Annotated in this window: 2 protein-coding genes; one reads left to right on the forward strand and one right to left on the reverse strand. The window is 34.1% G+C overall.

Features of this window, described 5'->3' with window-relative positions:
• Positions 1-92 precede the first annotated feature (92 nt).
• Positions 93-1637 (forward strand): FAD-dependent thymidylate synthase, encoded by a 1545-nt coding sequence (locus AOG54_RS02115; RefSeq protein ID WP_055032344.1) that lies wholly within the window; start codon positions 93-95, stop codon positions 1635-1637.
• Between the two features lie 6 nt (positions 1638-1643).
• On the opposite strand, the gene AOG54_RS02120 is transcribed toward AOG54_RS02115, so the two are convergent.
• Positions 1644-3137, reverse strand: coding sequence for an MFS transporter (locus tag AOG54_RS02120; protein WP_048100868.1), 1494 nt, complete (start codon positions 3135-3137; stop codon positions 1644-1646).
• Between the last annotated feature and the right edge of the window lie 100 nt (positions 3138-3237).

The raw sequence follows: 3237 nt of genomic DNA on the forward strand, positions 1-3237 counted from the left end.
AATCAATTTTTTAAAGTGTATAAATAAAAATTTTAAATATTATACAAACTGCATGCATTAATTATATATATCTTTTGTTTATATATCTTTTTATGCAGGATTTCTCAAATAATGACCGTGATGTTTTTTTGATAAAAACAGAAAAAATGATAGACCGCGGGGCTTTAATGTCAAGGTACAGTAGAACAGTTAATTTGGATATAAGATCAGTTTATGAAAAAGAATTTAAAAATAATCCAGAAAAGGCAATAGATTTTTATAAGAAAATCTTCCTCGATTATGGGGATGAATCAATATCTGAGCTTATAACTGCACAGATGGGCATACAGAATGTTTCAAATATTTTATCAAAAATTATAGAAGAATCAAGAATAGGCCTGTCATATCTTGAAAAATCATCAAGATATGTTAAATATAATAAAAAGGTTAATGGCCATTACCTTTTTCTGGATGCCGATGGTGCAGGCATAAAAAAGTATGAAAATGAATACAATGAATTATGCAATGAACTTTTTGATTTTTACTCTAAATCATACGATGATATGATTAAAATATACTCGGAAATGTATCCAATAGAGAAATTTAATTTTGAAATTGGCGGAAAAGTTTATAATTATTCAGAGATAAAAAATATTGATGATGATTCAGTAACAAAGGCGTATAAGTCATCATTAAGATCATCTGTACTGGATGAGATTAGACTAGTTCTGCCGGCATCAACACTTACGAATATTGGTGTATCTGGTAATGGTAGGGCATTTATAGCATTAATAGAGCGTCTTGGTGAGTATAAAACCAAGGAGAGCCTAAAATATGCGGATTTAATTTATAATGAATTAAAAAATGAAATGCCGGAGATCATAGATGACGCCACATCAAAACATGGCATTGAACAGATAGAGTATAATATGTCCCGTGATCTTATAGGTTACAGGGAACAGCAGAACTTTGGATCAATAAATACCGTTTCACTCCTTGATTATGAGGATGAGGAAAATGCAATAAATAAGGCCTTAAAACTTATGGTTTACCGCTATTATGGAGATTACAATAGCATAGACCTAACAAAGGAGGAAAAGGAAAGGCTATTAAATAATCTCATTTCAATAAGAAAAAACAGGAGGCATAAAATTGGGCGTCCATTTGAGGCAATAAATTATCTATTTCAGGTTAATACAAATTATGGTGCATTCAGGGAGCTGCAGAGGCACAGGTTTATGTCAATTGTCAGAAAACCACTAAGCGTTTATTATGGATATGATATACCGGAAACAATAAATAAAACAGAAGACCTAAAAAATGATTATGTAACATTAATGGAAAAAGCTAGAAATTTATATCTTGATATAAAAGAAAAAAATGGCCCCGATCTGGCCCAGTACATTGTTCCGTATGCATATAGATACCCTGTGGCATTTAATATCAATCTTAATGAACTCACATATTTCATTGAATTAAGGTCAAATGCACAGGTGCACCCTGATCTTAGAACAGTTGCACTGAAAATGTATAATGAGGTTAAAAGGGTACATCCACAGCTTTCAAGGTTAATAAAATTCGTCGATGAGTCGGATTATAAGCTTGGTCGGCTGCCGGCAGAGTTCAAAAAAGAAACAAAGAAAAAAGAAATTCAATAAATATATTTAATTTGCCTCCTCATTATTGTAATTAACCGGTTCTTTATTATATGATTCAATATCCTCTGCGGTGAGTGGTCTTGCCACATCCTCAAGAGATTTTTTCTCTGCCTTTACACCAAGGAAAATCTCCACAATTCCTGATATAACCATTAGAGATGCCCCAAGCAAATATCCCATAGATAGGCTGAATGGAGATTTTGAGGCAATTAATATACCAAACAGCGAGGGTGCAAGCACACCACCTATACCTGTACCTATTGAATAAAACACGGCTATGGCCATTGCCCTCATTTCAACAGGAAAAACCTCACTTACTGTTAAATATGCTGATGATGCCCCTGCAGAGGCAAAAAAGAAGATAATTGACCAGAGCAGTGTTTGTGTTACTGCATTTAAAACTCCTATGTAAAATAAATACGCTGTTAGCATTAATAGGGCCCCTGAGAAAATGTATGTGAATGATATCATCAGCTTTCTACCCCTTGTATCAAAAAGTTTTCCAAGCACCAGAGGGCCAACAAAGTTTCCAACTGCAAATGGTATTATGAAATAGCCTATCTCATCAGACGGTATACCATAGAACACCTTAAGCACAAGAGCATACGTAAAAAATATTGCATTGTAAAGGAATGCCTGACCGGCCATTAATGATAAACCAAGTACAGTCCTTTTGGGATATTTTTTAAATAACGTATCCACAATTTCCTTGGCCCTTATTCTCCTCTGTGGTTTTATGGTTATATATCTTGAAACTTGTTCAAGGTCCTTTCCTGTGCTTTTTGATACTGTATCCTCAATATTTGTGGTAATTTCTCTGGCCTCATCAAGTTTACCATGCATTAACAGCCATCTTGGCGATTCAGGAACATAGCGCCTTATTAATAGAACGGCTATTGCCAGTATGGCACCTATTGCGAATGATAATCTCCATCCCAAATTTATAGGAAATATGCTTGTATTTAGTAAATAAAGAGAGCCTATGGAACCCACTATGGTGCCAACCCACCAGCTCCCATTGATTGCAAGGTCTATTCTTCCACGATATTTTGATGGCATTAGTTCATCTATTGCCGAATTTATTGCAGCATATTCCCCACCAATACCAAGGCCTGTAATAAATCTAAACAGGAAAAACGATGGAAAATTAAATGAAAATGCTGTAAATACCGTACCGAGTATGTAAACGCTTAATGTTACCATAAATAATTTTTTCCGTCCATGTATGTCTGTTAACTCGGCAAAAAATACAGAGCCTATAACAGCACCAATTAAATAGGCAGTGGCAACGAATCCCACCTCTGCAGAGGTAAAATCAAGAGTTTTTGGGCTTATCAGTACCGAACCTATAACGCCCACCATTGTGACCTCAAGGCCATCCAGAATCCATGTAAAACCCAAGGCTATAACCACAAGAACATGCCATCTGCTAAAAGGTAATCTATCTAATCTGAAAGGTATTCTGCTTTTTAGTTCATTCTTTTGTATATCCTGCTGCATAATATTTTAATAATGTTTGTTTATATAAGAATTTTGCCATAATATACTACTAAATAAATTAATTATTATAATAAATAACCATTATAAATGTTATCTTATT

The organism is Acidiplasma aeolicum (genome assembly GCF_001402945.1).
Lineage (GTDB): Archaea > Thermoplasmatota > Thermoplasmata > Thermoplasmatales > Thermoplasmataceae > Acidiplasma > Acidiplasma aeolicum.